Source organism: Pseudomonas psychrophila, from assembly GCF_001043005.1.
Lineage (GTDB): Bacteria > Pseudomonadota > Gammaproteobacteria > Pseudomonadales > Pseudomonadaceae > Aquipseudomonas > Aquipseudomonas psychrophila.
Map to the genome: position 1 here is coordinate 17,842 of NZ_JYKZ01000011.1, position 24,573 is coordinate 42,414.

Here is a 24,573-nt window from a genome sequence, read left to right on the forward strand (position 1 = left end):
TTAAGGGGCTCGCGGTGGCAGAGTGGGGTCGTGTGGCGCTGCCGGTTGAGGCGCAGGGTCGGACGCGGTTTTGCTCAGGCTCACGGGCGCGGGGGTCGCCGGCTCGACGGTCGCTGTGGTGGCAGGCGGTGCGGTCGGCGTTGACGGCTTAACGGCGTCCTGCAGCGGAGCCAGAATCTTCTTGGCTTGCTCTTCCATCGACAGGATATGTTCGTTGTGAAGCTGCCGACGAATTTCGTCAGCGCCGATTTCACGTTCAACTTCCTGTTTGATCGCGTTAAAACTACGTTTCAAGCGCCCGACCCACAGGCCCGCCGTTCGCGCGGCACCCGGCAAGCGCTCGGGGCCGAGCACCAGCAGGGCCACCAGGCCAACGAGCAGCAGTTCACTGAAGCTGATACCGAACATTAGTTTTGGCTCACACGTCTTTGCGGGTCGGCTCTTCGACTTTCTGCGCCTGCACGTCGATGGTGTGCGGCTCGTTCAGGGTCGAAGTGGTGTGTGGCTGCGGCGCGGCGGTTGGTTGCGCAGGCGGAACCACAGGCTCGGCTGGTTTTTCGTCGTCGTTCATGGCTTTGCGAAAGCCCTTGATCGATTCGCCGACATCGGTGCCCAGGTTTTTCAGTTTTTTGGTGCCGAAGACGAGGACTACGACTACCAGAATGACGATCCAGTGTTTCCAGTCAAAAATGCCCATGATGTGATCCTTAACAAAGTGATTTAGGCGGACGGCCGTGAGGCTTTTTCCACGTGGCCAGAGGTTCCGATACGACGCTCCAGTTCATCCAGTACGGCCTGAGGGTGCTGCCCTAACTGGGCCAGCATGATCATGCTGTGGAACCAGAGATCGGCTGTTTCGTAGATCACATCGCTGCAATCACCGCTGATGGCGGCGTCTTTGGCGGCGATGATGGTTTCGATCGACTCTTCGCCGACTTTTTCCAGGATCTTGTTCAGACCCTTGTGGTACAGGCTGGCGACATAGGAGCTGTCGGGGGTTGCGCCTTTGCGCGCTTCGAGCACTTGGGCTACGCGGCTCAAGGTGTCAGTCATGGGAGTGCCCTGCGTGGTAAATGGCGTGGGGATCTTTGAGCACCGGGTCGACGGTCTTCCACTCGGCATTTTCGTATACGCGGTAGAAGCAGCTCTGGCGGCCGGTATGGCAGGCGATGCCACCGATTTGCTCAACCATCAGGATGATCACATCGGCATCACAGTCCAGGCGCATCTCATGCAGTTTTTGCACGTGGCCGGACTCTTCGCCCTTGCGCCACAGCTTGCCACGGGAACGTGACCAGTAAATGGCACGGTTCTCTTGCGCCGTCAGGCTCAGGGCCTCGCGGTTCATCCAGGCCATCATCAATACGCGCCCGGTTTTGTGGTCTTGGGCAATCGCCGGCACCAGGCCGTCGCTGTCCCATTTGATCTCGTCCAGCCAGTCTTTCATGTTCGACTCCGACAACCTGCCTCAACCCTGTGGCTGAGGCCTGGTGATTTCACAGTTTGCCAGCCTCACCGAGAGCTGGCTATCGGCGCACGATCAGATACAAGCCCACGGCGATCATGATTCCGGCTGGCCAATAGCCCGCAGTGTGCAGCGGTCCGATACTGGCGAGCAAGGCGCCTGCGGCCAAATGTCCGGCGCCAATCAGGCGCAGGAACCAGCCGTCGCGGGATTCGCGAACGATCAATGGCTGGTTGTTGGCGTGGGGTTGCGACATGCGCTCCAGCAGGTCGCGGGTCATGCCGGCCAGATGCGGGATCTGCTCGACCTGACTGTGCAGGTTACGCAGCAGGGTCTTGGGGCTCACGCGCTCACGCATCCAGCGCTCAAGGAACGGCTGGGCGGTGCTCCACAGATCGAGGTCGGGGTACAGTTGACGCCCCAGGCCTTCGATATTGAGCAGGGTTTTTTGCAGCAACACTAACTGCGGCTGAACTTCCATATTGAAGCGTCGAGCCGTCTGGAACAGGCGCATCAGTACCTGTCCAAAAGATATTTCCTTGAGCGGTTTTTCGAAGATCGGCTCGCACACGGTACGAATGGCCGCTTCAAACTCGTTGAGTTTGGTGTGGGCCGGCACCCAGCCAGAATCGATGTGCAACTGCGCCACGCGACGGTAATCACGCTTGAAAAAAGCAAACAGGTTGCGCGCCAGGTAGTCCTGGTCCTCGGGGGTCAGGCTACCGACGATCCCGCAGTCGATGGCGATGTATTGCGGGGCCCACGGGTTGACGGTGCTGACGAAGATGTTGCCGGGGTGCATGTCCGCGTGGAAGAAACTGTCACGGAACACCTGGGTGAAGAAAATTTCGACCCCGCGCTCGGCCAGCATCTTCATGTCGGTGCGTTGATCTGCAAGCGCTTGCAAGTCGGTGACTTGAATCCCGTAGATACGCTCCATCACCAGCACTTTGGGGCGGCACCAGTCCCAGTAGATTTGCGGGACGTACATCAGGGGCGAGCCTTCGAAGTTGCGCTTGAGCTGACTGGCGTTCGCCGCCTCGCGTAACAGGTCGAGTTCGTCGTAAATAGTTTTTTCGTAGTCCGTAACCACGTCCACCGGGTGCAGCAGCCGGGCATCAGCGCTCAGGCGCTCGGCGGTGCGGGCCAGAATAAACAGCCAGGCCAGGTCAGAGCCGATGATCGGCTTGAGGCCTGGACGCACGACCTTGACCACCACTTCTTCGCCGGTCTTGAGCTTGGCCGAGTGAACCTGGGCCACTGAGGCCGAAGCCAGCGGCTGGATGTCGAAACGGCTGAACACTTCGCTGATCTTGGCGCCCAGCTGTTCTTCGATCAGTTTGACTGCCAGTTGCGGGTCAAATGGCGGTACGCGGTCTTGCAGCAGCATCAGCTCATCGGCGATGTCGGCGGGCAGCAGGTCGCGACGGGTAGAAAGGATCTGGCCGAACTTGATGAAAATCGGTCCCAAATCCTGCAGCGCCAGGCGCAGGGCCGCACCACGGCTGAGCTCCAGTTTTTTGCGCGGGAACCAGCGCCACGGCAGCGCGTAGCGCAGGGACAGCATCCACCACGGCAAGGGCAGGGCGAACAGCAGGTCATCCAGCCGGTAGCGAATGACGACGCGCTGGATACGAAACAAACGGCGTATGGCTAGCAGCTTCATGCGTTATCGCTGGAATTGAGGGATCGGGAAAGGCGCTCACAACGTGCCTCCAGCCGATCCAGGTCGAGTTTGATTTGGTCGAGTTCGTCAAAGCGGGCTTGCGCTTCACGTTCGCCGACCAAGGTACGGGCTTCTTCGCTCAGGTATTCGGCCAGATTCTGATTCAGGCTGGCGAATCCTTGCTGATACCAGTTGGCGCGGCTGCGCAGGTGACCACTGATCAACGCTGTGGCAACCGGCCCTATCCAGTTCGAGAGTTCGTACTCCCAATCGAGTTCCAGGTCTTGCAGCACTGCCGCCAGCTCCATGAGCACCGCGCTGTCGCCTTCAAGCTCGACTTCAGGGCTGTGCAAGATGGTGCTTTTGTCCTTGCTCAAGGCAAGGCGCAGCAAGCTTGTGGCTGGTGCTCGCAAGGTGCAGTCGGGTTCGGCCGCCCATTGGGTAGCCAGCAGCAGGCCTTCATCGCTGGGCAGAATAAACAGCCGCAGCGATGGGTTTGGGCAATCGACGGCAATCAATTTGCCGGTCAAGGGCCGCAAACGCGCCATGGCCGTGCTGTCCAGCCGCAAAACGCGGTTAATGCCGCTTTCGACGCCTGCGAGAAGGCCGCGCAGCAACATCAGGGCTTGATGCCGCGGTGCAGTGCGACGATGCCGGAGGTCATGTTGTGATAGGTCACGCGGTCAAAACCGGCCTCGACCATCATCGACTTCAGCGTCTCCTGGTTAGGGTGCATGCGGATCGACTCTGCCAGGTAGCGATAGCTTTCCGGGTCGTTGAGGATCAACTTGCCTACCATCGGCATGAAGGCAAACGAGTAAGCGTCGTAGACCTTGGACATCAGCGCGTTGGTCGGCTTGGAGAACTCCAGCACCAACAGGCGGCCGCCTGGCTTAAGCACGCGCAGCATGGAGCGCAGGGCGTCTTCTTTATGGGTCACGTTGCGCAGGCCGAAGGCGATGGTCACGCAATCGAAGTAGTTGTCCGGGAACGGCAGCTTTTCAGCGTCGGCCTGAACGAACTCAATATTGCCGGCCACGCCCTTGTCCAGCAGGCGGTCACGGCCAACCTTGAGCATGGAAGCGTTGATGTCGGCCAGCACCACTTGGCCGGTCGGACCTACCAGGTGGGAAAACTTGCGAGCCAGGTCACCGGTACCGCCGGCAATGTCCAAAACCTTGTTACCAGGGCGAACGCCGGACAACTCGATAGTGAAGCGCTTCCACAGACGGTGCATGCCGCCCGACAGAACGTCGTTCATCAGGTCATATTTGCCGGCTACAGAGTGGAAAACCTCGGCGACTTTCTCGGCCTTTTGGCTTTCCGGTACGTTTTTGAAGCCGAAGTGAGTGGTGGGTTCGGCATCGCTGCCTTTGCGCTGATCAGTCATATCGCTGTCACCAAAAGAGAATGCTGGCCATTCTAATCCCGGTGGCCGGCTTTGTCTTGGCGAGGGTGAATGTATAGTGGCGGCTTTATTTATCAGGAGCGACGCCATGGCGCGTATCAGCGTTGAACGTACCCATAGCCTGGGCCTTGAGGCCGCACGTGAAAAAGCTCAGCCACTGGTCGAGAAGCTGGCCAGTCAGTACGGCCTGACACCGACATGGGTGGGAGACACCGTAAAGCTCAAGCGCTCTGGAGTGAACGGTACCCTGCAAATCAGTGAAAGCAACGTCAAGGTTGATGTGGAGTTGGGGCTGCTGATGTCGGCGATGAGCGGCATGATCCAGTCAGAAATCGAACGGTCGCTGGACAAAGCCCTGTCGTGATCGTCACCGCCTCCCCGTCGTGATGTGCTCCGGCGGGTGGGTGCTGGAGTCCGCAGGCACAAGAATTTTTAGTGTAAGAATGTTCTAAATGCTGCCCGGTATTAGTTTGCGAAGTTTAAGCGAATTTTTTTTGTGGTTGATATAGAAGATTTTTTTATGTGCTGAGTTGCTTTTGCTGTTTTGGATTTATACAGGCTTTTACCTATTGTTGTTTTTATTAACATAAACAATAAGGTATTCCAGCATGACGTATCACGTGTGTTCCATCTCTTATAAAACAACGCTACCGGATGCCGTAATGGCGGAAAGGGTCAAGCGTGTTGCACAGTCTTTTGCATCTTCGCGAGGCTATGAAGTTGTCGCCGGCTCTGAGGGTGAACGCTATGTACTGCAAACGGCGTGTTCGCAACGAACGGGGTTTGTGACCGTCAGCCCAGGCTTGGTTCAGTTCTTTGTGTATGTGTTTGGTGCGCAAGAAGTGCTCGCTGAAGCCCATGCCGTAGAGGCTGAAATGGCAGCGTTGATGAACGGGGAGTTCAACGACTCGGAGCAGATTCCGGGAACGCTGTTAAAGCCCTTTAGAGCAGTGAAAGACATAGAGTTTCCTGATATCGATGAAGCCCTGCTTAAATTCGATTTATTCGAAGGGCTACCGGGTGCAATTAAACTCGGTTAGTAGGGCGCTAAACGGTGGTGCTCACCTTGAAACAAGCCGGTTTAACGTCTAAACCTGATGCAGGTGAGCACCTTTGTTCATCTTGATGATTCGACGATCCTGCTCACTGACGTCGCGACTAAACATTAAGGGGAACACGATGGCTGCTAAAAAACCGACGACCAAAGAAAACCACTCATGGGTAGGCAAGGTTGAAGAGTACTCACGCAAAATCTGGCTGGCAGGTTTGGGTGTGTATTCGAAGATAGATACCGATGGCAGCAAGTTGTTTGACACCCTGGTCAAGGATGGCGAAAAAGCTGAAAAGCTGGCCAAGGACGCCGGCCACAAAGTCGCCGAGGGTGTAAAGGCGTCGACGTCATCCGCCCGCTCCCGGGTTGAAGATGTTAAGGACTTGGCTTTGGAGAAATGGAGCGAGTTTGAAGAGGCTTTTGATAAGCGTCTTAATAGTGCCATCACCCGTTTGGGTGTGCCCAGCCGTGAAGAGGTCAAAGCCCTGCATGCCAAGGTTGAGACCCTGACCAAACATATTGAGAAGCTGACTGCGGCAGCGGTCAAAGTCACGGCCACCAAGGCTGCGGCTGCGAGCAAACCTGCTCCGGCAAAACCTGTGGTAAAGGCTGCGGTAAAACCAGCGGTTGCGAAATCAACGGCAAAACCTGCGGCAAAACCTGCTGTAAAAGTGGCTGCCAAGCCAACCGCCAAGCCCGCTGCAAAAGCTGTCGCCAAGCCTGCTGCCAAGGCACCTGCGGCGGCTAGCAAACCGGCACCTGCCAAAGCTGCAACCGCCAAGCCGGCAGCGGCCAAGCCCGTCGCCAAAAAGCCTGCTGCCAAAAAGCCCGCAGCGGCTGCTAAAACCCCTGCGGTTGAGACGGCGGCAACTACACCCACAACGTCTGCTTGATTCTGTAGCCGCTGACGAGCCGCGCGAAACTTCAACCGTGGGAGCGAGCCTGCTCGCGAAGATCATTCGCCAGCAGGCTCGCTCCCACGGGGGCTGGTAACAGGGCATCCACTGCAGCGTTTACAGCATCAGTTTGACCACCGATACCGCCGGATCGCGGGACTTGCCGGCTTTTTCCAGTTCTTGCAGGTAATCCGCCCATAGGTCTTGCTGACGTACACCGAGCTGATAGAGGTATTCCCAGGTAAAGAGCCCGCTGTCGTGTCCGTCATCGAAGGTCAGTTTTAGCGCGTATTGGCCTGCGGGCTCGATTTTGGTCAAGCCAACATTGATTTTGCCAAACTGCAGAATCGGATTGCCGTGACCCTGTACCTCGGCGGACGGGGAGTGCACGCGCAAAAATTCGGCAGGCAGGTGGTGCTCTTCGCCGGACGGGTATTTGAGCGTGAGGGTTTTGGAGGCTTTGTGCAGGTTGATGGCACTGGGGAGCATGGTCATAACCTTCTGTCATTGCACACACGCAGTAGCCGCTGCTGCAGGCGGCGATCGCCATTAGAGTTGGCGCAAGATCCGGAGATCGTTGAGGGCTTTCGCCTTATCGCAGCCTGCAGCAGCGGCTACAGGTGTTCGACTTACAAGATGTAGCGCGAGAGGTCTTCGTTCTCGGCCAGTTCGCCCAGATGGCTGTTCACGTATTCAGCGTCGATGCGAATAGGCTCGTCTTTCTGCGCGCTGGCGATATCACCGGCACTGAAAGACACCTCTTCGAGCAAGCGCTCAAGCAGCGTGTGCAGACGACGAGCACCGATATTTTCGGTTTTTTCGTTCACTTGCCAGGCAATTTCCGCCAGGCGCTTGATGCCTTCCGGCAAGAACTCGATGTTCAGGCCTTCGGTTTTCAGCAACTCGCGGTACTGCTCGGTCAACGAAGCGTGTGGCTCGCTGAGAATGCGCTCGAAGTCGCCAGGGGTCAGGGCCTTGAGCTCGACACGAATCGGCAGGCGGCCTTGTAACTCAGGTACCAGATCGCTTGGCTTGCTCAGGTGGAATGCACCAGAAGCGATAAACAGGATGTGGTCGGTTTTGACCATGCCCAGCTTGGTATTGACGGTGCAACCTTCGATCAGTGGCAGCAGGTCTCGCTGAACACCTTCGCGGGATACATCGGCGCCGCCGACATTGCCGCGTTTGGCAACCTTGTCGATCTCGTCGATAAACACAATGCCGTGCTGCTCGACAGCTTCGAGCGCCTTGGCCTTGAGTTCTTCGTCATTGACCAGACGGCCGGCTTCTTCGTCACGCACCATTTTCAGTGCTTCTTTGACTTTCAGCTTGCGATTCTTGCGCTTGCCTTTGCCCATGTTGGCAAACAGGCTTTGCAGCTGGTTGGTCATTTCTTCCATGCCTGGCGGCGCGGAAATATCGACGCCGGCAATGTCGGCAACTTCGATTTCGATCTCTTTGTCGTCCAGCTGACCTTCACGCAGACGCTTGCGGAACAGCTGGCGGGTGTTGGAGTCCTGCGGTACGGCGGCTTCTTCGCCGAACGTACGGGCAGGCGGCAACAGAGCGTCGAGGATGCGTTCTTCGGCGGCATCTTCAGCGCGGTGGCGAACCTTTACGATTTCCTGTTCGCGCAGCAGCTTGATCGCAGCGTCAGCCAGATCACGGATGATCGACTCGACGTCACGGCCTACATAGCCGACTTCGGTGAACTTGGTGGCTTCAACCTTGATGAACGGTGCGTTGGCCAGTTTGGCCAGGCGACGGGCGATCTCGGTTTTACCGACACCTGTCGGGCCGATCATCAAAATGTTTTTTGGCGTCACTTCAACGCGCAGCTCTTCGGGCAGTTGCATCCGGCGCCAGCGGTTACGCAGCGCAATGGCGACGGCGCGTTTGGCGTCGTCCTGGCCGATGATGTGGCGATTGAGTTCGTGGACAATTTCGCGGGGAGTCATGGACATGGTAGTTGGCGTTCCTCTAGCTAAAGTAAGGTTCACAAACGGGCTGGGATACCAGCCCGGCAGACGTCTTATTCAGCGAGGTCCTGCTCCTCAATAGTGATGTTGTGGTTGGTGAACACGCAGATGTCGCCAGCTATACCGAGCGCTGTTTCCGCGATTTCGCGGGCTGACAGATCGGTTTTCATCAGCAGGGCACGGGCCGCGGCCTGGGCAAATGCACCGCCCGAACCCATTGCGATCAAGCCATCTTCGGGCTCAACCACGTCACCGTTGCCGGTGATGATCAACGAAGCGTCTTTGTTGGCAACTGCCAGCATGGCTTCCAGTCGGCTCAGCGAGCGGTCGGTACGCCATTCTTTGGCCAACTCGACAGCGGCGCGAACCAGATGGCCTTGATGTTTTTCAAGTTGGCCTTCAAAACGTTCGAACAGAGTAAATGCATCAGCGGTAGCTCCGGCGAAACCGGCGATTACCTGGCCGTGATAGAGGCGGCGGACTTTTTTCGCGTTGCCTTTCATCACGGTATTGCCAAGAGAAACCTGGCCGTCGCCAGCCATAACGACTTTGCCGTGGCGGCGTACTGAAACGATGGTGGTCAAGGGAGAGTCTCCACGCAGCGGGGCGAAAATGCCTGATGGAAATACATATGGGGGTTGTAGCGGATTTTTCAACAGCGGGGAGGGAATGGGGATGAATGGGGGGCAGGATTTGACGAAGGTATTGTGGGAGCGAGCCTGCTCGCGATGACACCAGCGCGATTCAGCAGGAAAACCGCAGTGTCGGCATCGCGAGCAGGCTCGCTCCCACAGGGTTCAAAAACCTGTGGGAGCGATCTCGAATCAGCGTCGCTGTTGCAGCAGCAGGTTGTTGAATCCGCCACTGGCCAATTGTTTTTGGGCCACCGTCAACTGGTCGCGGTTGCTGAACGGGCCGACCAGCACCCGGTACCAGGTTTCGTCTTTTACCGTGCCGGCTTCAACCGTAGCGGTCTGGCCCAGCAGGATGATTTGCGCCCGCACCTTTTCAGCATCGGCCTGTTTGCGGAACGAGCCCGCTTGCAGGAAGAACTTGGTGACCGGCGCCGCCTTGGCGACAGGCGGCGCAGGAGGCGGTGTGATACCGCTCAGGGCTGCCTGGGCACGTGCGGTGTCGATTTTTGCAGCTTCAGCAGGCGTGACCGGTGCCAGCGGCGCGGTTTGCGGCGTTGGCAGGGTTTTCTCGGGTACGGCTTCTGGCGGCACGATCACTTCAGATTCGGGCAGCAAGGTATAGAAGTCGTACTTGGGCTTGGCCGGCTGAGTCGGGCTGGGCGCTGTTTTGTTGGCTTCAGCGGCTTTCGTGGCTTTTAGCTGCTCTTGCTTGACCCGTTTGACGTCGTCGCCCTGGCCAGGCTCAAGCTTCATCAAAAACACGATAAATGCGCCCACGGTCAGGCCGATGGCCATCCATAGCCAGCCCGGAATCGGCTTTTTAGCGGGTGCCTGATATCGACTGGCGCCGCGCTTGGGTGCAGGTTTTTTCTTGGCGGCCAACTTACATGCGCTCCAGAGTTTCCAGGCCCAGCAGTTCCAGGCCTTGCTTTAGGGTACGGCCCGCCAGAGCAGCCAGGCGCAAGCGGCTTTGTTTTTGAGCTTCGTTTTCAGCGCTCAGGATCGGGCAGTTCTCGTAGAAGCTGGAGAACAGGCCGGCCACTTCGTACAGGTAGGTGCAAAGGGTGTGCGGGGTGCCTTTTTCAGCAACGTTGTTCAGCACTTCACCGAACTGTGCCAGCTTGGCCGCCAACTCATGCTCTTGCGCCGCCTCAAGCACGATCTGGCCCTGCACTTCTTCGAAGCGTTTGCCCAGTTTGCGGAACACACCCGCGACACGGGTGTAGGCATACAGCAGGTAAGGTGCGGTATTGCCTTCAAAGTTCAACATCAGGTCGAAGTTGAAGCTGTAGTCGCTGGTGCGGTGCTTGGACAGGTCTGCGTATTTCACCGCGCCAATGCCGACGACTTTGGCGATGGCACGCAGTTCGTCTTCCGCCAGCTCCGGGTTTTTCTCTTTGACCAGCGTGTAGGCACGCTCTTTGGCTTCGTTGAGCAGGTCGACCAGTTTTACCGTGCCGCCATCACGGGTCTTGAAGGGGCGGCCATCGGCGCCGTTCATGGTGCCGAAGCCCATGTGTTCCATTTCCATCGGGTGGGTGATGAAACCGGCCTTGCGGGCAACGGCAAACACTTGCTGGAAGTGCAGGGCCTGACGCTGGTCGACGAAGTACAGGGCGCGATCAGCTTTCAATACGCCGCTGCGGTAGCGGATGGCTGCCAGGTCGGTCGTCGCGTAGAGATAACCACCGTCTGCCTTAACGATGATGACTGGCAGCGGCTCGCCGTCGGCATTTTTGAACTCGTCGAGGAATACGCACTGGGCGCCATTGCTCTCAACCAGCATGCCTTTGGCCTTGAGGTCGTTGACCACGTTGATCAGGTCGTCGTTGTAGGCGCTTTCGCCCATCACGTCGGCCATGGTCAATTTCACGTTCAACTGCTCGTAGATTTTCTGGCAGTGCGACAGCGAGATGTCCTTGAACTTGGTCCACAGCGCCAGGCAGTCCGGGTCGCCAGCTTGCAGCTTGACCACCAGGCCGCGGGCGCGATCGGCAAACTCCGGGGACTCGTCGAAACGCTGTTTGGCGGCGCGGTAGAAGTTCTCGAGGTCAGACAGCTCTTCGCTGGTGATCGGGTTCTCTTCCAGGTAGGCCATCAGCATGCCGAACTGGGTGCCCCAGTCGCCCACGTGGTTTTGACGAATCACGTCATCGCCCAGGAACTCCAGCACTCGGGCCACGCCGTCGCCAATGATGGTGGAGCGCAAGTGGCCCACGTGCATCTCTTTGGCCAGGTTGGGTGCCGACATGTCGACCACGGTACGCATGGCCGGGGTCGCTTTGCGCACGCCGATTTTCGGGTCGGCCAGGGCGGCGTCCAGGCGCGAAGCCAGGGCCTGGGTGTTCTGGAAGAAGTTCAGGAAACCGGGGCCTGCGATCTCGGTCTTGCTGATTTGCTCATCGGCCGGCAATGCCGCGATGATTTTCTCAGCCAGGTCGCGGGGCTTCATGCCCGCAGGCTTGGCCAGCATCATGGCGATGTTACTGGCGAAGTCGCCGTGGGTTTTGTCACGGGCGTTTTCCACCTGAATCGCTGGCGTCAGGCCTTCAGGCAACACACCTTCTGTGACGAGTTGAGCTAGGGCTTGTTGAATCAGCTGGCGAATGGTGTCTTTCATGGTCTTCTCTTTCGACCGCAAGCGCGGTAGCGCTTCAGTGCGCAGGTGGAAAAACTGGGTATTATCCGTTGCCAGACCGCCCTTGCCAACCTTGGCAGCCGGGTTATGGATATGTGGTGTACGGTTATTCCCTAATATTCTCCAAATCTGTGGGAGCGGGCTTGCTCGCGATAGCATCATCGCGGTCTTCCAGAGACAGCGCGTCGTCTGCATCGCGAGCAAGCCAGCTCCCACAGGGGATATTGGGTGCCTTAGTAAAGGTCTACCGGGTCAACGTCGAGCGACCAGCGAACCTGGCGACCGCTGGGCATTTGTTCAAGGGCCAGCAGCCATTGGCTGAGCAGTCGATGCAGCGGTCCCCGGGCGTTGGCTTGCAGTAGCAACTGGGCGCGGTAGCGTCCGGCGCGGCGCTCCATCGGTGCGGGCACCGGGCCAAGCAGTTCGATGCCGCTCAGGTTCAACTCGGCCAGCAGGCGCTCAGCCTCGGTGCAGGCCTCATCCAGAAAACCTTCCGCTTGCCCGGGCTTATGGGCTTCGGCACGCAGTAGCGCCAAATGTGCGAAAGGTGGCAACCCCGCAGCCCGGCGCTCGCTCAAGGCCTGTTCGGCGAAGGCGAAGTAACCCTGCTCGGTCAATTGGATCAGCAGGGGATGGTCGGCCAGATGGGTCTGGATAATCACCTTGCCGGGTTCTTCGGCGCGGCCGGCACGGCCTGCAACCTGAACGATCAACTGAGCCATGCGCTCGCTGGCGCGGAAATCACCGGAGAACAGGCCGCCATCGGCATCCAGAATCGAGACCAGCGTCACCCGGGGGAAATGGTGGCCTTTGGCAAGCATTTGCGTGCCGATCAGAATGCACGGCTGGCCCTTTTGAATCGTGGCAAATAGTTGGTTCATCGCGTCTTTGCGCGAGGTGCTGTCGCGGTCGACCCGCAACACGGGGTAGTCGGGAAACAAGATCCCCAACCGCTCTTCGGCACGTTCAGTCCCAGCGCCTACCGGGCGTAAATCAACCTTGCTGCATTGCGGGCAGTTGCGTGGCACGCGCTCGACATAGCCGCAGTGATGGCAGCGCAGCTCACCAGAACGCTGATGAACGGTCATGCGCGCATCGCAACGTTGGCACTCAGACATCCAGCCGCAGTCGTGGCACAACAGCGTGGGGGCAAAGCCGCGACGGTTCAGAAACACCAACACTTGTTGGCCAGCAGCGAGGGTCTGACCGATAGCTTGTTGCATCGGGCCGGATATCCCGCTGTCCAATGGTCGGCTTTTAACATCCAGGCGCAGGAAGCGCGGTTGTTTGGCTCCGCCAGCGCGCTCGTTCAGGCGCAGCAGGCCGTAACGGCCGGTGTAGGCGTTATGCAGGCTTTCGAGGGAAGGTGTCGCGGAGCCCAGTACGATCGGGATGTTTTCCTGTCGGGCTCGGACCAGTGCCAAGTCTCGGGCGTGATAGCGCAAACCTTCTTGCTGTTTATAAGAGCCGTCGTGTTCTTCATCGATGATGATCAACCCTGGGTTTTTCATCGGTGTGAACAGTGCAGAGCGGGTACCAATAATAATGTCGGCCTCGCCATCCCGTGCGGCCAGCCAGCTTTCGAGTCGCTCACGGTCGTTGACCGCCGAATGCACCAGGGCGATGCGCGCATTGAAGCGCTGCTCGAAACGGGCCAGGGTTTGCGGACCAAGGTTGATTTCAGGGATCAACACCAGCGCCTGCTTGCCCGCCTGCAGGGTTTCGCGGATCAATTGCAAATACACTTCGGTCTTGCCGCTACCGGTCACCCCGGCCAGCAAAAAGGCGTGAAAGTGATCGAAACCTGCACGAATGGCTTCGTAGGCAGCACGTTGTTCGTTGTTGAGCGGCAGTTCGGGTTGGGCCAGCCAATGTTCGTGGCGCTCGCTGGGCGCGTGACGTCGAGTTTCAACGGTGACCAGCTCTTTTGCCAGCAGCAGGTCGAGACTGTCCTTGCTCAGCATTAATTTGCTTAACAGCTGATGTGCCACGCCGTGAGGGTGCTGGGCGAGGGTGGCCAGGGCTTCACGCTGGCGCGGTGCGCGAGCGATGCGCGGGTCGTCCATTTTGGCCCCGGGGGCGATCTGCCAGAACCGCTCCTGGCGGGTTTCAGCCAGTTCGCCCTGGCGCAGCAGTACCGGCAGTGCCCAACTCAAGGTGTCGCCCAGGCTGTGTTGATAATACTGAGAGGTCCACACGCACAGCTTGAATAAGGAAGCCGGAAGCGGTGGCACAGCGTCGAGCAGGGCAATGGCCGGTTTAAGCTTGTCGGCCGGTACTTCGCTGTGATCGACCACTTCGACCAGAATGCCGATCATCTCGCGTCGCCCAAACGGTACCCGCAAGCGCATGCCCGGTTGTAATTGACTGCGCAGCACGCCAGCAGGCGCCCGGTAATCAAACAGGCGGCGCAAGGGGGAAGGCAGGGCAAGGCGCAAAATGGCGTTGGGCACGCGGGGCTCTCAAGTGATGAACGGCAAAGATGGCCCGGAGCCTAGCAGACAAAGCCCTGCGGGACTAAAACGCGGGGCACTGAAAGATGAATGATTTTTGGTGGAGCATGCTTGGCCGCTTGCGTCAATGCAAAGGTCTGGTATTATCGGCGCCCTAAATTTACGTGCGGTATTCAACAATGGTGTTGAGTGGCGGCACGCTAGCCCGAGGAATACCCCATGAAAGCCGATATCCATCCAGCGTACGAAACAATCCTGGTAACTTGCAGCTGCGGCAACAAGTTCGAAACTCGTTCGAACCTGTGCAAGCCACTGGGCACTGACGTATGCAACGAGTGCCACCCGTTCTACACCGGTAAGCAGAAGACTCTGGACATTGGCGGTCGTGTTGATCGCTTCAAGACTCGTTTTGGTGCTTTCGGCGCTAAAGCAGCAGCTCCAGCAGCAGAAGCAGAAAAAGCAGCCGAGTAAGGCTGATGACCTTGAGCAGCCTTTTTGGTCTGGTCAGGTTATTGAAAAAGGCGTCCCTTGCGGGCGCCTTTTTTGTGCCTGCGATTTGGTTGGCAAGCGCTTCGGCCGCGCCGCTTTGCCCGGCACCGGGTGCGGTTTCGTACGCGTTGGTGGATCGTGTGTCCGATGGCGATACGCTGCGCCTCGAGGACGGACGCAGCGTGCGTATGATCGGTCTCAATGCGCCTGAGACGGGTAAAAAAGGCCAGTCCGCCGAACCCTTTTCTGACGCTGCACGCAAGCGGCTGCAAACGCTGGTGGCGAAGAGTGATGGTCGCGTCGGGCTACTGACAGGCAAGCAGGCTCAAGACCGTTATGGGCGCACTCTGGCCCATGTGTTTGGTGCCGATGGCAGTAATCTTGAAGCCCAATTGCTTGCAGATGGCTTGGGGTATCAGGTCGCGATAGCGCCCAATGTCGCGCTGCTTGATTGTCAGCAAGAGGCCGAAAGCAGTGCGCGGGCAGCAGGTCTGGGCCTCTGGCGACAATCGCCGGTGCTGGCGCCGCAGCAAATCACCCGTTCGGGTTTTGCCCTGGTGGGCGGCAAGGTCAGTCAGGTGCAGCGAAATCGCGGTGGCCTTTGGATCGATCTGCAAGGCGGTTTGGTAGTGCACATTGCACCCAATCAACTGGCCAATTTCGACCAGGACAGCCTTGCCAGCCTGCAAGGTGCGCAGGTTGAGGCCCGGGGCTGGGTGCTGGATCGCTCACGGCGGGGAGGGCTTAAATCAGGCCAGGCACGCTGGATGTTGTCGTTGACTCATCCGGGGATGTTGAAAGTAGCGGCGCATTAAAAATTGTAGACAATTTTTAATGCGGATTGTGAACACTCTAGCCCTTGTGGGGCGCGGCTCTTGGGCCAAAGTCGTAAGGCAAAGCCCTTGACACTGCTGACTGGTCAGTCTTGTCGGGACTTTGCGACACGCGTATGCTCGGCGATTCGTCTGTCCAACAGCAAAAAAAGCGGAATGCCCACATGTCTGATTTGAAAACCGCCGCTCTCGAATACCATGCCCAGCCCCGTCCAGGGAAACTGAGTGTCGAGCTCACCAAACCTACCGCTACAGCCCGCGATCTAGCGCTGGCTTACAGCCCGGGTGTTGCCGAACCAGTCCGCGAAATCGCCCGCGACCCTGAACTTGCCTACAAATACACTGGCAAAGGCAACCTGGTAGCCGTGATTTCCGATGGCACCGCTATTCTGGGCTTGGGTAACCTCGGCCCATTGGCCTCCAAGCCTGTTATGGAAGGCAAGGGCGTGTTGTTCAAGCGCTTTGCCGGTATCGATGTATTCGACATCGAAGTTGACTCCGAAAGCCCACAGGCTTTCATCGACACCGTAAAACGCATCTCCATCACCTTCGGCGGCATCAACCTCGAAGACATCAAGGCACCTGAGTGCTTTGAGATCGAACGTGCTCTGATCGAGCAGTGCGATATTCCTGTATTCCACGATGACCAGCACGGCACCGCTATCGTGACCGCGGCCGGCATGATCAACGCCCTGGAAATCGCGGGCAAGACCCTGTCTGACGCCAAGATCGTTTGCCTGGGCGCCGGTGCAGCAGCCATCTCCTGCATGAAGTTGCTGGTGAGCATGGGTGCAACCATCGAAAACATCTACATGATCGACCGCACCGGCGTGATCCACTCCGGTCGTGACGATCTGAACCAGTACAAGGCAGTCTTCGCCCACGCAACCGAGAAGCGCACTCTGGCTGACGCCATGAACGGCGCAGACGTGTTCGTTGGCTTGTCGGGCCCCAACTTGCTGAGCGCTGAAGACCTGCTGCGCATGGCGCCTAACCCGATCGTGTTCGCATGCTCGAACCCTGATCCGGAAATCTCGCCGGAACTGGCTCACGCCACCCGTGACGACGTGATCATGGCGACTGGCCGTTCGGACTATCCGAACCAGGTCAACAACGTACTGGGCTTCCCGTTCATCTTCCGTGGTGCCCTGGACGTTCGCGCCAAGCGCATCAACGAAGAAATGAAAATCGCAGCGGCCAATGCTCTTCGTGAACTGGCCAAACTGCCAGTGCCACAAGAAGTGTGTGACGCCTACGGCGGTATCAAGCTGGAATTCGGTCGTGAGTACATCATTCCGAAACCAATGGACGTTCGCCTGATCACCCTGATCTCCGATGCTGTGGCTAAAGCTGCCATCGAGACCGGTGTAGCAACTCTGCCATACCCGAAGAACTACCCGCTCAAAAGCGTAGATGACGTCTTCAACGGCTAAGCCCGTTTAGCGTCACAACTTAAGCCCCGGCGCTGTAAAGCACCGGGGCTTTTTGGTTTCTGCAGCGCAAGATCTTGCAATGAGAGCGTAGGAAAACGGGATAAATCCGTACACTAAATAGGAATTATCTTACATAAAACCCTGCTGCCATCCGTTAGCGTCACTCCTTTGTTCTGAAGGGTGCTTTGTTCTGAAGTGTGCCTTCTGTGTCTATAGGAACCACGGATGCTCACTCCCTCGCGCCAGAAAAGTAAAAGCAGGACCCGTTTTCAATTAATTGACGAGCGAGGTGCAGGCGAACCCTATGCAGGGTTGGCCTATGAAGTTGTAGATCAGGAAGGAAGGAAGTACGGCGGCCATCTGGATGCCGCTGGAGCCGGTGAAGTTGGTAATCATCTTGTAGGGCCTGTTACCGTCATGTTCAGGCAGTTATATAGCGGTCGCAGTGAAATGTATGTGCGGCTAATGGATCGCACACATTACCCCCTCAAAATCACCGAGCTTCAGGTCAGGGCCGAGCACACCCGATTTCTCAATGAAAACGGCGCTCGCACTCAGCAAAAACCGCTCTGTATCGACACCTGTACCGATTACTTACAGGTCGAAGTTCGACATCTTGTCGAGCATGTTTCGCACTTGCCACCCGTGGTTGATTGCCACTATCCCCATCAGGGCGGCACGCTCGGCGTATCCCTGGCTGACGGTCGTCATACCTTGCTGGAAGTTCGCCCCTTGCGCGCCCTGTGCCCGCTGCTGTCTACCGATCCACAGTTTTGCGCGCTTAATCTCTACCAATTGGCATTGATGGCCACGTTGAGCAATTGTCCTTTTGAACACCCCGCAGGCAAGTCCCGAGTGACCACGCCCTGTGCGGAGTTGAACATGGGGGACTGGGAGGTCAGCCCGGAGCAATCCAAGTCCTATTACCCCTTGTATGAGGACGTTGCGTACTCCAGGCGATTGGAAACGGTGCCATTCGATCCTGTGCTGTACCCGGTCAATGACCCTGTTTGCGGGGCAGATCAGCAGACCCCTGCCGATGTTCATTTTCGCGGCGACATTCGTTTTGGTGCAAAAGGTACAAACGCACAAGCGTATGTGACTCATAACGAAAAAGTCATCTTGATTGCTGTTCGAGGTACCAGTTCGTGGGCTGACCTCTTGCAGGATGCTGATGTGCTTCAAGTGCCGTTTGAGGACGGTGAGGGCAAAGTGCATGGCGGTTTTTACGAGGCTGCCAGGCAGGTTTTTGAGCTTGCTGATGCTTACCTGGACAAGTTCTACGCAGGGCAAAAAGTATTGGTCTGCGGTCACAGCCAGGGTGGGGCAATTGGTTTGATTCTTTCGCAAATGCTGCGTTTGCGAAGGGCATGCGAGGTGCAGCTCTACACGTATGGTGCCCCTCGCGCAGCGGATGCGGCCTTCGTCAATGCGGCCAAGGGGCTGGTGCATCAGCGCATGGTCAATCATCAAGACCCGATTCCCAGTGTACCTGGCAGCTGGATGAACAGCCCGTTGTCAGCATATCGCGCGGGATCTGTGCTCAGCTTCACGAATGTTCCTGCAGGTTTTGGGGTGTTTGTGGCGGGCCTGAACCAATTGCTTGGTGAGCCTTACCAGCATCATGGAACCTTGCGTCACTTCATGCCGGTAGAGTTTGGGCAGGGACAAGTGTCGCATCTGATGTGGGAACCATTGAGCGATACCGTCAGCCAGCATGCTGTGAGCCAAGCGGTGCTTGAGCAAAAAAGTGCCGTGCCAGTATCAGACGGGTTGCTCAAGCAACTGGTCGACGTTGGCCAGCAGTTCATGGTGGACAGTTACATCCCGAGTTGCTGGGCCGTTTTGCGCCGAAACCAGCAAGCATTGAAAGCCCGTTGTTCGCTGGTAACGGAGCGAGAAGTGCTGTTTGTGGATCAGGCGTTTGAACACATCGCACAACAGCTGCGAGTTAAATACCGCGAGGAAATGACCCGTGTGGACAGCGTATTTGAAGAGCAGGTACGGGTCATGAATCTGTTGATGCGCGAGATGGACAATGTCCACAAAACCCGTGAGCGGCTATACCAGTTGAGGTTCAAGGTGCCCAGCCGGGGGGAGGTGTATGGCGGGCTTGCGCAGCACTGCGATGTCCTGTCTGAAAGCCTGGCGCGCTGGGAGGCTCACGGCGAGAGCACCCGTATCGATCAGTTGGCCATGGCGCCGGTTGAAGAAATGTTCGACGGGACTGAGCCCTTGCAGTACATGCTCGCCTGAGTGCCGTGAGGCAGCAGCAAGCGGCAAGTGCCTACTTGCTGCTTGCTGCTGACTTCGTCAGAAGAGATCGATTGGAGCCCCGTCATCAGCCGGCAGCGGACTGCCCGGCGCTACGCCGTTGCCCAGCTCGCTGTTGGTCGGCGGTGTGTCTTCGCTCTTGAACAGCTCGAAGTAGGCGCCAGGCGTTCCTGGAGAGGCAATACGGCCACTTAAAGGGTCAATTCGCAAGCTGAGGATGCCTTCCGGTTCAGGCTGCGTATGAGCAGGCTTGCCTTTGAGCGCGCCACCCATATAAGTCATCCAGATCGGCAGGGCTACGGTGCCGCCATATTCGCGACGACCGAGGCTTTCGGGTTGGTCAAAGCCGGTCCATACCGTGGTCACGTAGTCGGCGTTGTAGCCTGAGAACCATGCATCCTTGGACTCGTTGGTTGTACCGGTTTTACCCGAAAGATCGGTGCGACCCAGCGCCAGGGCGCGGCGGCCGGTACCGAGCTTGATCACGTCCTGCAACATGCTGGTGAGAATGTAGGTGGTGCGGCCGTCGACAATACGTTCGGCCACGGCTTGCGTCTCGACAGTCGGCAGGCCGGGTGCGGCGTTGATGGTGTCGATGGTCAGCGCTTCAGCTTCTGGCGGTACGTCTTTGCCGGCGGCTTTGGGCACGCTGGGCGGGTTGGCCACGAACAGGGTCTCGGCGTTGCGGCTTTCGATCTTGTCGATCAGATAGGGCGTGATTTTGTAACCGCCGTTGGCGAACGTGCTCCAGCCCGTGGCGATCTCCATGGGTGTCAAGGTTGCAGTGCCCAAGGCCAGCGACAGGTTGCGCGGCAGGTCCTGCTTGTTGAAACCAAACTTGCTGATGTAGTCGATGGTGCGGTCGACACCCAGGCTTTGCAGCAGGCGAATCGAGACCAGGTTGCGAGATTTGTACAGCGCCTCTCGCACGCGAATCGGGCCGAGGAAGGTGTTGGTGTCGTTCTTCGGACGCCAGACCTTGTCCAGGTATTCATCGACAAACACGATCGGTGCGTCGTTCACCAGAGTGGCGGCGGTGTAGCCGTTATCCAGCGCGGCACTGTAAATGAAAGGCTTGAAGCTCGAACCGGGCTGGCGTTTGGCTTGCATCGCACGGTTGTAGTTGCTCTGCTCGAAGGCAAAGCCTCCCACCAGTGAGCGGATAGCGCCGTTGTTCGGGTCTAGGGATACCAGTGCACCTTGCACGGTAGGGACCTGGCTGAACTTGTAGCTGCCATCAGTTTGCGGCTGTACGCGAATGAGGTCGCCGACCTGTGCGACATCCGAGGGCTGCTTGGGCATTGGGCCCATGCTGTTGGTATTAAGGAACTTGCGCGCCCATTTCATGGTGTTCCACGAAACGTGAACTTCGCCGGTGCGGGTCAGCACTTGCAGGCCGTCCTTGTCGACCTGAGTCACGATCGCAGGTTCCAGGCCGCTAATCGCCCGTTGCTTGGCCAGTTCCTGAGTCCAGACGGCCAGGGTCTTGCCCGGAAGGCGCGACTCGGGGCCGCGATAGCCGTGGCGCTGGTCATAAGCGATCAGGCCTTCGTGAACCGCAGTATTGGCGAGCTCCTGAAGGTCGCTGGGTACCGTTGTTGTTACGCGAAAACCTTCAGTGTAAGCCTCGCTGCCGTAGCGCCCGACCATTTCGGCCCGAGCCATTTCAGCGATGTAAGGCGCGCTGACTTCCGGGGTTGGCACGTGGTAGCTGGCGTTGACGGGCTCTGCGATGGCGGCTTCGTAGCTGGCCTGATCAATCTTGCCCAGCTTGTACATGCGGCCCAGGATCCAGTCGCGGCGTTCTTTGCTGCGTACCGAGTTGGCCAGCGGGTTAAAGCGCGAAGGGGCTTTGGGCAGGCCTGCAATCATAGCCATCTGCGCCAGGCTCAGGTCGCGGATCGACTTGCCGTAGTAGACCTGCGCAGCGGCTTCAATGCCGTAAGCACGGTTGCCCAGGTAAATCTTGTTCACATACAGCTCAAGGATTTCATCCTTGGTCAGCTCGCGTTCGATTTCCAGCGCCAACAGAATTTCGTTGGTTTTGCGTGAAAAGCTCCGCTCGCTGGACAGGAAATAGTTCTTCGCCACCTGCATCGTGATGGTGCTACCACCTGATTGTATGTGTCCGCTTTTTACCAGCTGGGTAGCGGCACGCATCAGGCTACTGGGATCGACCCCGTAATGATTGGCGAAGTTGTCATCTTCTGCAGAAAGCAGGGCATTGATGAAATTGGGCGGAATGTCGGCGAACTTGATCGGTGAGCGGCGCATTTCGCCAAACTCTGCGATCAACTTTCCGTCGCTGGTATAGACCCGTAAAGGAATCTGCAACTGGATGCTTCTCAACGACTCTACGGACGGCAAGCCAGGACTAAGATAGAGAAACGCGCCGCTCAACACGAGCAACAGCCCGCAGAACACAGCAACGAAAGACCACCCGAAAAACTTCAGCAGACGAATCAAGGCTTTTGGATTTCCAGATTAAGAAATGGGTTTGCACGTCAGGGTAGTGCGCAGCTGCGCCGGGTCGACGATACGGAAAAAAACGCCCGGCATTATAAGCATTTTTCGCTCATGGGCGTCATGAGCCGCATGTCAGAACAGGTTTTGAACGGATCTCATTTTTTACCCTCCGTAAGTGACGGATTGCATTAGGGAAAACAAAAGTGCCCGGATTTCTTCCTACAACACGCCATCGTTTCATCGGTGTCGATATCAGCCAGCAAGCGATCAAAGTCGTCGAACTGAGCCGTTCCCGGGGCAAGTTCATGCTTCAAGGCTATGCCATAGAACCGTTGCCAGCCGGGCTTACGGGGCATCAGACCGGCGCTGAGTCCAAAAGTGTCGTTCAAGCACTCCAGAGAGCGCTGGAAAAAGCTGCCGTTGTGACCAGTAATGCCATTGTCGGAATCCCCGACGGGCAAGTTATCTGCAAAACCCTTGAGGTCGAGGCGGGCTTGAATGAAATCGAGCTTGAACTTCATGTACGGCTGGAGGCGGAGCAACATATTCCTTATGCGCTTGAAGACGTGGCGCTGGATTTCGAAGTTCAAGGTTTTTCATCGAGCCATCCGGGACGGATCAACGTACAGGTGGCGGCGTGTCGCCAAGAAGCACTTGAGTGGCATCGTTGCGTTTTGACCAGTGCCGGTTTGACTCCACGAGTGGTCACAGTCCAGGCCCATGCCCTAGCACGTGGCGTTGAGGCCATGGCCCCAAACGTTGCGTTGCAAGATGCAGTAGCGGTGCTTGACCTTGCACCCCGTGCAATTTTTTTGAGCGTGGTGTGCCATGGGCAGGTGATTTATTCCCGCGAGTTGCGCCTTGAGCCGGAAGCTGCAGAGCAACATGGGTTCGAAAATACGATATCCGGGCATTTGGAGCGCGAGTTAGAGCTGTTTGCCCAGTCCGGCATTGAAGAGACTATCGCCATGATCATACTGGCTGGCGAGGCGGCAACGACCCCTGGGTTGAGGCAGTGTATTGAGACCCGGCTCGGTACGCCGACACGTACCGCCAATCCCTTTTCGACCATGAGCCTTGAGCCCGCGCTCGCACCTGAAGCCTTGCTCTGCGATGCTCCAGTATTATTGACTGCCTGCGGTCTGGCCTTGAGGGGGTTTGATTGATGGCGAAAATCAATTTTTTGCCCTGGCGCGCGTTATTGCGTGAAAAGCGGGGCAAACGGTTTTTGATGGTGCTGGCTGTACTGTCGGTGGGGACGGCGGCGGGTTTGTTTGCTGCTGACCAATTTATCGACAACCTGGTCGAGCAGCAGCTGGAGCGCAATGACTTGATCCGCAGTGCCACGTTCCAGCTGGACGGTCGCGCGGAGCAAATCGATCAGTTGAAAGTGCGCCGCGAGCAATTGCTCGAGCGCATGCAAACAATCGGGGCACTGCAGAGCAGCCGATCGAGCAGCGGGATTATTTTGGAGCAGTTGGCGCGCAGTTTGCCCGAAGGCGTACATTTCACCGACGTGAAAATGACCGAGGGCACCATCGTCATCACGGGGGTTGCCCAGTCCAATAACCTCGTCGCGCAGCTGATGCGAAATCTGGATGCTTCACACTGGCTGGAAACGCCTGAACTTAATGACGTCAAGGCAGATCCCGCCCATGCCGGGGGGCAAGAGCGTCAATTTCAGATGACGGTGCGCGAAGCTCGGCATGCACCTGCCGGGGGGCAGTTATGAATGCTGCGCTATGGCTGCAGAGCCTGCGCAGCTTTGACCTGCGGGAGCTGGACTTCGGAAGTCCGGGAACCTGGTCGCCAAAACGCAAAACCTCCGTGGCTTTGGCGTGGCTGGGGGTGATGTTTGTACTGGGGTATCCGCTGCTGCTGCAGCCCTCGGTTGTCCGGTTGCAACAGCAGCATGAAGCTCAAACCAAACTAAAAACCGAGTTTGAAGCTCGGGTTGCCCAGGTTGCGAACCTGGATGCCTACTTGAAGCAAATGCAAGGGCTGGAAGCTGCCTTTAGTGTGTTGCTCAAACAACTCCCTGCTCAGGCGCAAGTGCCTGGTTTGCTCGATGAAATTTCGCGACTGGGCCACCTCAATGGCCTGGCGATCGAGCAGATTCACTGGTTACCCGAAGTCCTCCAGCCGTTCTATGCCGAATTGCCCTTGCAGATGACCCTTGCGGGTGGGTACCACGAGTTGGGGCTCTTCGTCAGCGCCATGGCGAGCCTGCCACGCATCGTCACTCTTCATGATTTCGCACTTGCGCCGCTCAACGGCACAGGCGACGGTCAGTTGCGCATGACGCTGCTGGCCAGAACCTACCGCACCCATGATCAAGGACTGATCCCATGAGTGTTTGTTATCGACTGTTTGGTGCTGGATTGCTGGCGAGCCTGGCGGGGTGCGATAACCCGCAGAGCACCGGGGAGCTGCAACGGTATTTGCAGGCCACGCAGGCGCACCCGGGCACTGCCATTGAGCCGCTTCCCGAGATGAGTGCTGCACATGTGTTTACGTATGACGCGTTGACGTTGCGCAATCCTTTTCAAGCCGTATCCGGGCGCGGGGCTGGTGGTTGGCAGGCCAGCCTTGTCGGTGATGAACTTGACGGTGACCGGGTGCGGCAGTTCCTGGAAGGCTTCGACCTTGAGCAATTCGAGATGGTCGGGACGCTGTCCAATGATCTGGAAACCAACGTCTTGCTCCGGGCCAATGGCGTCATTCACCGCTTGAAAGTAGGTGATTACCTGGGGCGCAACAATGGCCAGATTGTCTCTGTAGGCACGGCTCAGGTTGAAGTGTTTGAAGTGATTTCCGATGGTCGGGGCGGTTGGCTGGAAAGGTCCCTGACGATCCCTCTAAAGCAACAGTCTTAACGGATAAACAC

25 protein-coding genes are annotated in these 24,573 nt (G+C 57.6%); 11 read left to right on the top strand and 14 right to left on the bottom strand.

What is annotated here, in order from left to right; translation table 11 throughout:
- The 7 genes from tatB to ubiE all read right to left on the bottom strand — a co-directional run bounded on the left by tatB (nucleotide 1) and on the right by ubiE (nucleotide 4,521).
- Entirely contained in the window at nucleotides 1–408 is a 408-nt protein-coding gene (tatB, locus tag TU76_RS19425) for a Sec-independent protein translocase protein TatB (protein WP_019825243.1), read from the bottom strand.
- 10 nt (nucleotides 409–418) lie between these two features.
- Nucleotides 419–697 (bottom strand): twin-arginine translocase TatA/TatE family subunit, encoded by a 279-nt coding sequence (locus TU76_RS19430; protein ID WP_019825245.1) that lies wholly within the window; start codon nucleotides 695–697, stop codon nucleotides 419–421.
- A 23-nt stretch (nucleotides 698–720) separates the two neighbouring features.
- Nucleotides 721–1,053: a phosphoribosyl-ATP diphosphatase gene (locus TU76_RS19435; protein WP_016783168.1), complete on the bottom strand. Its 333-nt coding sequence runs from the start codon at nucleotides 1,051–1,053 to the stop codon at nucleotides 721–723.
- Complete coding sequence (gene hisI, locus TU76_RS19440; RefSeq protein ID WP_019825247.1) at nucleotides 1,046–1,447, bottom strand: phosphoribosyl-AMP cyclohydrolase; 402 nt, start codon at nucleotides 1,445–1,447, stop codon at nucleotides 1,046–1,048. The genes TU76_RS19435 and hisI overlap by 8 nt, the downstream gene beginning before the upstream one ends.
- A 79-nt stretch (nucleotides 1,448–1,526) precedes the next feature.
- A complete protein-coding gene (ubiB, locus tag TU76_RS19445) occupies nucleotides 1,527–3,131 on the bottom strand; it encodes a ubiquinone biosynthesis regulatory protein kinase UbiB (RefSeq protein WP_019825248.1) in 1,605 nt (534 codons plus the stop codon).
- Nucleotides 3,128–3,751, bottom strand: coding sequence for a ubiquinone biosynthesis accessory factor UbiJ (locus TU76_RS19450; RefSeq protein ID WP_019825249.1), 624 nt, complete (start codon nucleotides 3,749–3,751; stop codon nucleotides 3,128–3,130). Before TU76_RS19450 ends, ubiB begins: the two co-directional genes overlap by 4 nt.
- The gene (gene ubiE, locus TU76_RS19455; protein WP_019825250.1) at nucleotides 3,751–4,521 is read right to left on the bottom strand and encodes a bifunctional demethylmenaquinone methyltransferase/2-methoxy-6-polyprenyl-1,4-benzoquinol methylase UbiE; all 771 of its coding nucleotides are present in this window, start codon (nucleotides 4,519–4,521) and stop codon (nucleotides 3,751–3,753) included. The genes TU76_RS19450 and ubiE overlap by 1 nt, the downstream gene beginning before the upstream one ends.
- Before the next feature lie 106 nt (nucleotides 4,522–4,627).
- Here ubiE and TU76_RS19460 point away from each other — a divergent pair, with 106 nt between their 5' ends.
- The 3 genes from TU76_RS19460 to TU76_RS19470 all read left to right on the top strand — a co-directional run bounded on the left by TU76_RS19460 (nucleotide 4,628) and on the right by TU76_RS19470 (nucleotide 6,483).
- The gene (locus TU76_RS19460) at nucleotides 4,628–4,903 is read left to right on the top strand and encodes a polyhydroxyalkanoic acid system family protein (protein WP_019825251.1); all 276 of its coding nucleotides are present in this window, start codon (nucleotides 4,628–4,630) and stop codon (nucleotides 4,901–4,903) included.
- 244 nt (nucleotides 4,904–5,147) lie between these two features.
- The gene (locus TU76_RS19465) at nucleotides 5,148–5,579 is read left to right on the top strand and encodes a hypothetical protein (protein ID WP_019825253.1); all 432 of its coding nucleotides are present in this window, start codon (nucleotides 5,148–5,150) and stop codon (nucleotides 5,577–5,579) included.
- A gap of 139 nt (nucleotides 5,580–5,718) precedes the next feature.
- Entirely contained in the window at nucleotides 5,719–6,483 is a 765-nt protein-coding gene (locus TU76_RS19470) for a phasin family protein (protein WP_048352348.1), read from the top strand.
- 120 nt (nucleotides 6,484–6,603) lie between these two features.
- On the opposite strand, the gene TU76_RS19475 is transcribed toward TU76_RS19470, so the two are convergent.
- The 6 genes from TU76_RS19475 to TU76_RS19500 all read right to left on the bottom strand — a co-directional run bounded on the left by TU76_RS19475 (nucleotide 6,604) and on the right by TU76_RS19500 (nucleotide 14,191).
- A complete protein-coding gene (locus TU76_RS19475; RefSeq protein ID WP_019825255.1) occupies nucleotides 6,604–6,981 on the bottom strand; it encodes a gamma-butyrobetaine hydroxylase family protein in 378 nt (125 codons plus the stop codon).
- Nucleotides 6,982–7,115: 134 nt separating this feature from the next.
- On the bottom strand, nucleotides 7,116–8,450 hold the full coding sequence (hslU, locus tag TU76_RS19480; RefSeq protein ID WP_019825257.1) for an ATP-dependent protease ATPase subunit HslU: 1,335 nt from the start codon (nucleotides 8,448–8,450) through the stop codon (nucleotides 7,116–7,118).
- 68 nt (nucleotides 8,451–8,518) lie between these two features.
- The gene (hslV, locus tag TU76_RS19485; RefSeq protein WP_003438754.1) at nucleotides 8,519–9,049 is read right to left on the bottom strand and encodes an ATP-dependent protease subunit HslV; all 531 of its coding nucleotides are present in this window, start codon (nucleotides 9,047–9,049) and stop codon (nucleotides 8,519–8,521) included.
- 240 nt (nucleotides 9,050–9,289) lie between these two features.
- Nucleotides 9,290–9,982, bottom strand: coding sequence for an SPOR domain-containing protein (locus TU76_RS19490; protein ID WP_019825261.1), 693 nt, complete (start codon nucleotides 9,980–9,982; stop codon nucleotides 9,290–9,292).
- 1 nt (nucleotide 9,983) lies between these two features.
- A complete protein-coding gene (gene argS, locus TU76_RS19495; protein WP_048352349.1) occupies nucleotides 9,984–11,720 on the bottom strand; it encodes an arginine--tRNA ligase in 1,737 nt (578 codons plus the stop codon).
- Nucleotides 11,721–11,971: 251 nt separating this feature from the next.
- A complete protein-coding gene (locus TU76_RS19500) occupies nucleotides 11,972–14,191 on the bottom strand; it encodes a primosomal protein N' (RefSeq protein WP_048352350.1) in 2,220 nt (739 codons plus the stop codon).
- Nucleotides 14,192–14,410: 219 nt separating this feature from the next.
- On the opposite strand from TU76_RS19500, the gene rpmE reads away from it, so the two are divergent.
- The 4 genes from rpmE (at nucleotide 14,411) to TU76_RS19520 (ending at nucleotide 19,202) form a co-directional block, all read left to right on the top strand.
- A complete protein-coding gene (rpmE, locus tag TU76_RS19505; RefSeq protein WP_019825265.1) occupies nucleotides 14,411–14,662 on the top strand; it encodes a 50S ribosomal protein L31 in 252 nt (83 codons plus the stop codon).
- Nucleotides 14,663–14,667: 5 nt separating this feature from the next.
- Nucleotides 14,668–15,495: a thermonuclease family protein gene (locus tag TU76_RS19510; protein WP_046809118.1), complete on the top strand. Its 828-nt coding sequence runs from the start codon at nucleotides 14,668–14,670 to the stop codon at nucleotides 15,493–15,495.
- 182 nt (nucleotides 15,496–15,677) lie between these two features.
- Complete coding sequence (locus TU76_RS19515) at nucleotides 15,678–16,946, top strand: malic enzyme-like NAD(P)-binding protein (RefSeq protein ID WP_019825268.1); 1,269 nt, start codon at nucleotides 15,678–15,680, stop codon at nucleotides 16,944–16,946.
- A 225-nt stretch (nucleotides 16,947–17,171) separates the two neighbouring features.
- Nucleotides 17,172–19,202, top strand: a complete 2,031-nt coding sequence (locus tag TU76_RS19520) for a lipase family protein (RefSeq protein ID WP_048352351.1) — start codon at nucleotides 17,172–17,174, stop codon at nucleotides 19,200–19,202.
- 57 nt (nucleotides 19,203–19,259) lie between these two features.
- Here TU76_RS19520 and TU76_RS19525 read toward each other — a convergent pair whose 3' ends face one another.
- Nucleotides 19,260–21,683 (bottom strand): penicillin-binding protein 1A, encoded by a 2,424-nt coding sequence (locus TU76_RS19525; RefSeq protein ID WP_401015705.1) that lies wholly within the window; start codon nucleotides 21,681–21,683, stop codon nucleotides 19,260–19,262.
- A 206-nt stretch (nucleotides 21,684–21,889) separates the two neighbouring features.
- Between TU76_RS19525 and pilM the strand changes: the two genes are divergently transcribed.
- From pilM to TU76_RS19545, 4 genes are read left to right on the top strand one after another with little or no spacing between them, the layout of a single operon-like run.
- On the top strand, nucleotides 21,890–22,852 hold the full coding sequence (pilM, locus tag TU76_RS19530) for a type IV pilus biogenesis protein PilM (protein ID WP_048352352.1): 963 nt from the start codon (nucleotides 21,890–21,892) through the stop codon (nucleotides 22,850–22,852).
- Complete coding sequence (locus TU76_RS19535) at nucleotides 22,852–23,418, top strand: PilN domain-containing protein (protein ID WP_019825276.1); 567 nt, start codon at nucleotides 22,852–22,854, stop codon at nucleotides 23,416–23,418. The genes pilM and TU76_RS19535 overlap by 1 nt, the downstream gene beginning before the upstream one ends.
- The gene (locus TU76_RS19540) at nucleotides 23,415–24,038 is read left to right on the top strand and encodes a type IV pilus inner membrane component PilO (protein ID WP_048352353.1); all 624 of its coding nucleotides are present in this window, start codon (nucleotides 23,415–23,417) and stop codon (nucleotides 24,036–24,038) included. Before TU76_RS19535 ends, TU76_RS19540 begins: the two co-directional genes overlap by 4 nt.
- Entirely contained in the window at nucleotides 24,035–24,562 is a 528-nt protein-coding gene (locus tag TU76_RS19545) for a pilus assembly protein PilP (protein WP_019825279.1), read from the top strand. The genes TU76_RS19540 and TU76_RS19545 overlap by 4 nt, the downstream gene beginning before the upstream one ends.
- The last annotated feature ends 11 nt before the right edge of the window (nucleotides 24,563–24,573 follow it).